5 protein-coding genes are annotated in these 6,129 nt (G+C 43.1%); 4 read left to right on the top strand and 1 reads right to left on the bottom strand.

Annotation, left to right across the window (positions count from 1 at the left end):
• On the top strand, positions 1 to 237 hold a 237-nt coding region (locus V7D75_RS04840; protein WP_333613639.1), incomplete at its 5' end, for a hypothetical protein.
• A gap of 109 nt (positions 238 to 346) precedes the next feature.
• Here V7D75_RS04840 and V7D75_RS04835 read toward each other — a convergent pair.
• A complete protein-coding gene (locus V7D75_RS04835) occupies positions 347 to 925 on the bottom strand; it encodes a DUF2062 domain-containing protein (protein WP_223808538.1) in 579 nt (192 codons plus the stop codon).
• A gap of 287 nt (positions 926 to 1,212) precedes the next feature.
• Here V7D75_RS04835 and V7D75_RS04830 point away from each other — a divergent pair, with 287 nt between their 5' ends.
• The 3 genes from V7D75_RS04830 to V7D75_RS04820 all read left to right on the top strand — a co-directional run.
• Positions 1,213 to 4,281 carry a ComEC/Rec2 family competence protein gene (locus V7D75_RS04830; RefSeq protein WP_333613638.1) on the top strand — a complete coding sequence of 1,023 codons (3,069 nt, stop codon included), beginning with the start codon at positions 1,213 to 1,215 and terminating at the stop codon, positions 4,279 to 4,281.
• Positions 4,282 to 4,552: 271 nt separating this feature from the next.
• Positions 4,553 to 5,605 carry a signal peptide peptidase SppA gene (gene sppA / locus V7D75_RS04825; protein ID WP_333613637.1) on the top strand — a complete coding sequence of 351 codons (1,053 nt, stop codon included), beginning with the start codon at positions 4,553 to 4,555 and terminating at the stop codon, positions 5,603 to 5,605.
• Between the two features lie 199 nt (positions 5,606 to 5,804).
• The coding region (locus V7D75_RS04820) for an alpha/beta fold hydrolase (protein WP_333613636.1) at positions 5,805 to 6,129 on the top strand (325 nt) is incomplete at its 3' end.

Below are 6,129 nucleotides of genomic sequence, written 5' to 3'. Positions count from 1 at the left end.
ACGCTATTTGACACCATTGATATACAAGCACAAATAGACTTGCTGACGCCGGTTTTTGACTCAATTACCTTAGCCGGTGCAGATTACGATCTAAAGGCGCAAGATAGTGCGACTGGCAAGCGCTACACGTTGTTAAAAGATGAGAAGGTGATAGATATCTTTGTGATGGATGCCAACCTCACCGACAATGTTAAAAATGCTATCGACAAGCATAAAGAGGAAGAAGGCGAGTTATAAGGTCGCTTACAAATTGGGCAATGATTTTATAAGATATTTCCAACTTTATAAAATGCTGCTATTTTTATAAGATGACTGACGCGGCAAGATCGATTATTAATAATTAAGGCTATTCATGCTTGCTGGTTTTTTCAGCAGAGTCTTTCTGACGTTTTTGCCAGCTGGTGACAGTTTTATAGCGCCAGATGGCTTTAAAAGCCAGTCCACAGACAATACTGCTGATGACCGCTAAAATTGTTAGCCCTAGACAAAAAGCGGCGATAGATACCGTACCTTTATAAGTAATAAAAGGATTGGCGCCATCAGAGATAATCCATAAGGTAAAATCTGAAATCATACGACCGATAATGCGCAAGCTAATCATCGGCACATCAAGGATTTTGGCACCGATATAGTAGCCAGCATAAAACACCGGCAGAGTCGTCAGCGGGTTAGTAATCCAAGTCAGACCAAGCGCCATCGGCACATTGGCACGAAAAATAAGCGCACCGATTAAGGCCAGCAACATCTGTCCTGGCAACGGGAAAAATGCGCTGAGCACGCCGATATAAACCGCTTTATTTAAACTATGGCGATTAAAATGCCATAAACGAGGGTCGGCAAGTTGCGGCGCAAATAGTTTTAATGAGCGACTTTCTAAGATTTTTTCAGGGGTAGGAAGTAGGTCTTTTAGACGTTTGTTTGGCACAGAATCGCCTTTACATGTTATCTTCAGCCCGCTCAATCATATTGATGGGCTGATATACAGTGATATTATTAATAAAAAATATAGCTATAAATGTTATCAGAAAAGCGGCTAGATAATGTTGAATAATCACTATTGCAATATTTCTGGTAAGTATAGGGTAATAGCCACATAAATGCCATCGCTTGACGGTTTGCTCACTTGATGGTTGGTTCAATGTTTAGAACGGTCATTATCTATCATACAACTTATATGCAACGGACGAGCTATCAAGCAAGCGAGGAGCGCTGGTGTACTGGTTAATAGGTAGCTTGATAATCATCGTTATGATGGGTGTGTTAGCCGTTGCGGATACTATGCCGCTGCCAGTTAGTTTCTTATTACCAGACCTCAGCCCCATTTCTATCTTGCCGTTATTATTAATGGCTTTAACTATTGTTCTACTAATTATCAATCAGCGTTACATTGCGTTTGCACCCTCGATTGACGCTAAAAAAGGGGTTTCTAAAAATTCGTCTGCTCAAAATCTTGCTGTTCAAAATTCTGCTAAAACCCCATCTTCTACATCATCATTACTCTATAAATTTGCTCATTATTTATTAACGACAGTATTAGCGTTAGCGCTGATTACTGGTAGTGGGCTGCTCGCTTTGATAAGTCAGCAGCAGGCGCAAAGTAATGCCATCAAACAAAGTGTGCGCGTGCAAGCGTTGGTGAGCATAGAAGGCATCAGTGATAGTGTCTATGATGACGCAAGTCATAGTGGCTATCGGCAGGTTGCTACCATTAGCCATATATCGCCTTTACTGTCCGAGATAACGTCGCAGGATTTAGACAAACTGAGCGTCAATTACAATGCCAATTATAAAGAGGGGACTGATAATAGCCTAAGCAATAAGGAAAATAATTTAAACGGAGATAATTTCGAGAATAAACAATATCGTGTACTGCTAAATGCTTATCCAAAAAAATCTTTCTCTAAGAAGTCGCTCCCTAAAAAACCTTCTAAAAAAAGTACTGACAATAAATCGCAGACTATAGATTTAAATGATTTGCAGCCAGGTGATCAGTTATTGATGACTTTGACGCTAGCGCCACTTGCTAACTCTGAGCAAGCGTTGAACAATCCAACGGGGTTTGATAGTTATCGGTGGTTGCGAGGGCGACATATCGATGGTGTTGCCACTATATTAGCGACCAGCACCTCAACTATTCCGTTTAATGACTCAGCAGCATTATCTAAAGCGGACGATTCTTATCTATACCGTTTGCGTACCGCTATCGACCAAGGACGTTGGCAGCTACGTCAGCATTTTTATCAAGATTGGGCAGCGCAAACTACCGCACAGCAGCAAGCAAAAGCGGTGACTTTGAGTTTGCTGACCGGTGATCGCAGTTTAATCAATCGCGGTACCAAAGATTTATATCAGCTGGCAGGTATTTCTCATTTATTGGCCATCTCAGGTACGCATGTTTTATTTTTAGCGATTGTGTTAGCGGGATTGGTAGTCTTACTGTTGAATCGTTTTTATCCCTCTCTCTATCGTCATGTCCCGCGCTGGCAAGTACGCTGGTGGGTCATGATGAGCGCAGCTTTTATTTATGCCTTATTTACTGGGTTTGATGTGCCTGCTGCGCGTACCGCATGGATGTTATTAGCGATAGGGTTGATACGCTTAACACTACTGCCGATTGGTACCATGCGCATATTGTTAGCACTGGCGATATTGATGTCATGGTTTGATCCGTATGTGTTGTGGCAAGCAGGATATTGGCTGTCTTTTATAGCCGTGGCACTATTGTTAAAGTACGAAGATAGCTCAGAACAATGGAGTCAAACAAAGTCTGCAAGCTTAACAACCACGAATTCTAATGACAATAAAAATGCGAAGATACTTCAACGTACATGGTTGGGATTTAAACGTCTGTTCAAATTACAGTTTTGGCTATTTATCGCGCTATTACCCATAACCTTATTGTTATTCGGTAAGGCGTCACTGTTAGGGCTTATCGTTAATCTCTTTGCCATCGGCTTATTTGGTTGGGTGATTGTACCGCTAAATTTACTGGCTGGGCTGTGCTATCTTATCTCGCCTGCGCTAGCTGATACTATTTGGGTTTTAGTGATTGCTCTCGTTGCTTACTTGCATGAGCTCATTACGTGGCTAACGGCGTTACCGATATTCTCAGAGGTATGGCTTTATACGCCAGTGAATATGGCAATTTTGCTGATGGTATTATTGGCGATGCTGCCGTGGCTATTACCGCGCGGCCTTATCAGTCGTTGGCTCGCGCTAGCGCCGTTAACGCTACTGGTTATGACGGTATACGCCAATCAGCAGTCGTTAACCATGACTCCGACTCTCTATATTCTGCCAACGGGCGACCAATATTTAAGCGCGGCGGTGCTACAATACCCTGTACTAAATAATGAAGTTAATAAGACAAACGTTAGCTGGTTAATTTTAGCCGATCATAGGCCTTATGATACTCGTACGATGCCAAGCACGCTAACCGCTGACAAGTTATCTGCGACCCTAGAGCAGCAACTGCGCAGCTTATCTATCACGCGTCTAGAAGGTATGGTAGTCCAAAGCAGTAGCGCGGCCTTGACGACATCTTTAGCGACATTAAAAAATAACAACCGTAAGTCATTGCAGCCGACCATCTATAAGCCAAACGGCTCTGAGCTGCTACCAATGACCGTCGCTGAGCTAAGTCAACGTCTCCCAACTGCTCAGTATTGGCAAGCAGGGCGTAGTGAGCGTTGGCCCGAGCTCCAGCGCGCTTATCAACTAGCCAGTCAATCTGGTAAAAATAGAACTCATGCAACCATCAGCGCCCAAGTTTGTGAGCAAGGTAAAATCTGGCAACTCGCCAATGGTGATTTAACGTTGCAAGCCATCACAGGTTGGAGCAAAATAAACGATGCCAGTGTCTGGGACTGTACGCTTGCGCTTGATAGTCGACTGCCTATTCACGTGATAAACTACAATGCTGCTGACCCGCTCAAATCATTAGCTACTAAAGTACAAACACTTCAGTCCGATAACAAAGCGCCACCTTCTCAGATTAAAAATGCTCAATCACGTTTGATTTTAAATGTCGATACCCATCCGCGCGTGTGGCAAATGTGGGCGTTATTATGTGCGATTGAACCAAATGCTAAAAATGACACTTTAAAAAACTCATTAAAAAACACCTTAGGTAATGTCATAAACAGCACAACATGGCTTGGACATAGTGCCTCGCATATCTCTACTGAGGTAATAACTCAGCAACAAATCCATGAGACAATCACTTATGATAATAAGCCACTAGATGCCGCTCTAGCTTTTGAGGCCGATAGTAAGGATTAACCTTATAATCTGACTTGTTGGTATTATCCTTATAAAATACCTCGCTCCTATAAGCTGTCGCCTTTATAATATCAAGCTATTTCACAGTTCTGCTATTGAACCATGAGCGAAATGCCACCATACTTAGTAGCTTATTCAACTTTACCAAAGCGCTAAAAAACGCAATTGTCTTAGTAAATATCTTTATTGCGGTTTTATTAATTTTTTGCTTTATTAAGTTCTAACACTATTTCTTTCATCGTTTTACATTGTTTCTGACTTAGGAAGTTATATGCCCAACTGGCCACCAGACCCTAACAAACGTCCTGACAACTCGACAAATCAGCCAACGCCGATGCAGAAAAATCAGCCGAGCGGACAAGAGTGGCGACTGCTTGAAAATACGTTACTAGCCAGTGTGGTTGAGCAGCGCCGCGCCCGTCGCTGGAGTATTTTCTTTAAGTTATTAACCTTTGGTTATATCTTATTGATATTTTTGACCATTGGTCGCGGTTGTAGTACCAAAACACCGTCCGGGCTTGAGGGCGTTGATACCAGTAAGCCGCATTTGGCGGTGGTTGAAATCCAAGGAACGATTAGTAGTGGTGATGTCGCCAATGCTTACGATGTTAATGAGGCCCTAACTCGCGCTTTTGAAAACAGTAATGCCAAAGCCGTGGCGCTTGACATCAACTCGCCCGGCGGCTCACCCGTACAGTCTGATGAAATCTGGCAGACGATGATGGATTTGCGTCAAGAATATCCTGATAAAAAACTCTACGCGGTGATTGGTGATATGGGTGCTTCGGGCGCTTATTATATCGCTTCAGCTGCGGATGAGATTTATGTCAATCCATCAAGCTTAGTCGGTTCGATTGGCGTAATTATGCCAAGCTATAATATCGAAGGCTTGATGGATAAATTTGGTGTTAAAGACCGCACCATTACCGCAGGCGAGTATAAAGATATCTTAAGCTTGTCACGTCCACTGACTGACTATGAAGAGCAGCACGTCGAAAAAGTGTTGGACAATACTCATAAGCACTTTATCAATGCGGTCAAAGAAGGTCGCGGCGATCGTCTAAAGAATCCTGAGGAAAATAAACTGTTTTCAGGGCTGTTTTGGACTGGCGAGCAGTCGATTGAGCTTGGCTTAGCTGACAAAAAGGGCAGTATTTCGACTTTAGAGAAGAAGCTGAAGCTTGACAACGTCGTCAATTATACGCCGACCGACCCATTTAGCTTATTTATGGATCGCTTTGCGGTTAAGTTAGGCGCAGGTCTTGGTTCAAGTATCAAGCTTGACGTGTTACCGCAAGAAGAGGGCCAGGCGCAGATGCGCTAAGCGCTTTATATTTTAGATTTAATGTGTATGATTGTTAAGGCTGAGTATATGATTATGCTCAGCCTTAATTGTATATAAATTTCGATTATTATAATAAACAGCTATTTAAATTACTGAGAGCTTGTCATGAGTGCCATTAATCCACAGACCTTTGCGTCACTACCCAAGTCTAAGATAACCCAAAAACCTGTCATTCATTTTGCCCAGCGCCGTTTATGCGCCGTTTTTTGCCCCGCTTGCTGAATTTTTTACCATTGAATATATCCCTATGCTGGGTAATACGCCTGATTATCCAGTCGATAACCATTGGCAAAGCCTGACCCAGCAGATTATTGATAGCGTTAAACGCACTTGTGAGCAGCATGGCGTGAGTCAGGTGGTGGGTGTCGGTCATTCGCTTGGTGCCATGTGTACTATGCAGGCGTTATACCGTGCGCCGGAGATATTTGCGCAAGCGGTGCTGATGGATCCACCATGGATTTATGGCAAAGTTAGCCTGCTCTGGCATTTGGCCAAAACCGCCG

Origin of the sequence: Psychrobacter sp. (assembly GCF_036731945.1) — a bacterium.
Taxonomy (GTDB): Bacteria; Pseudomonadota; Gammaproteobacteria; order Pseudomonadales; family Moraxellaceae; genus Psychrobacter.
The sequence above is the reverse complement of the archived record's forward strand: the minus strand, read 5'-3'. Positions and strand labels throughout refer to the sequence as shown.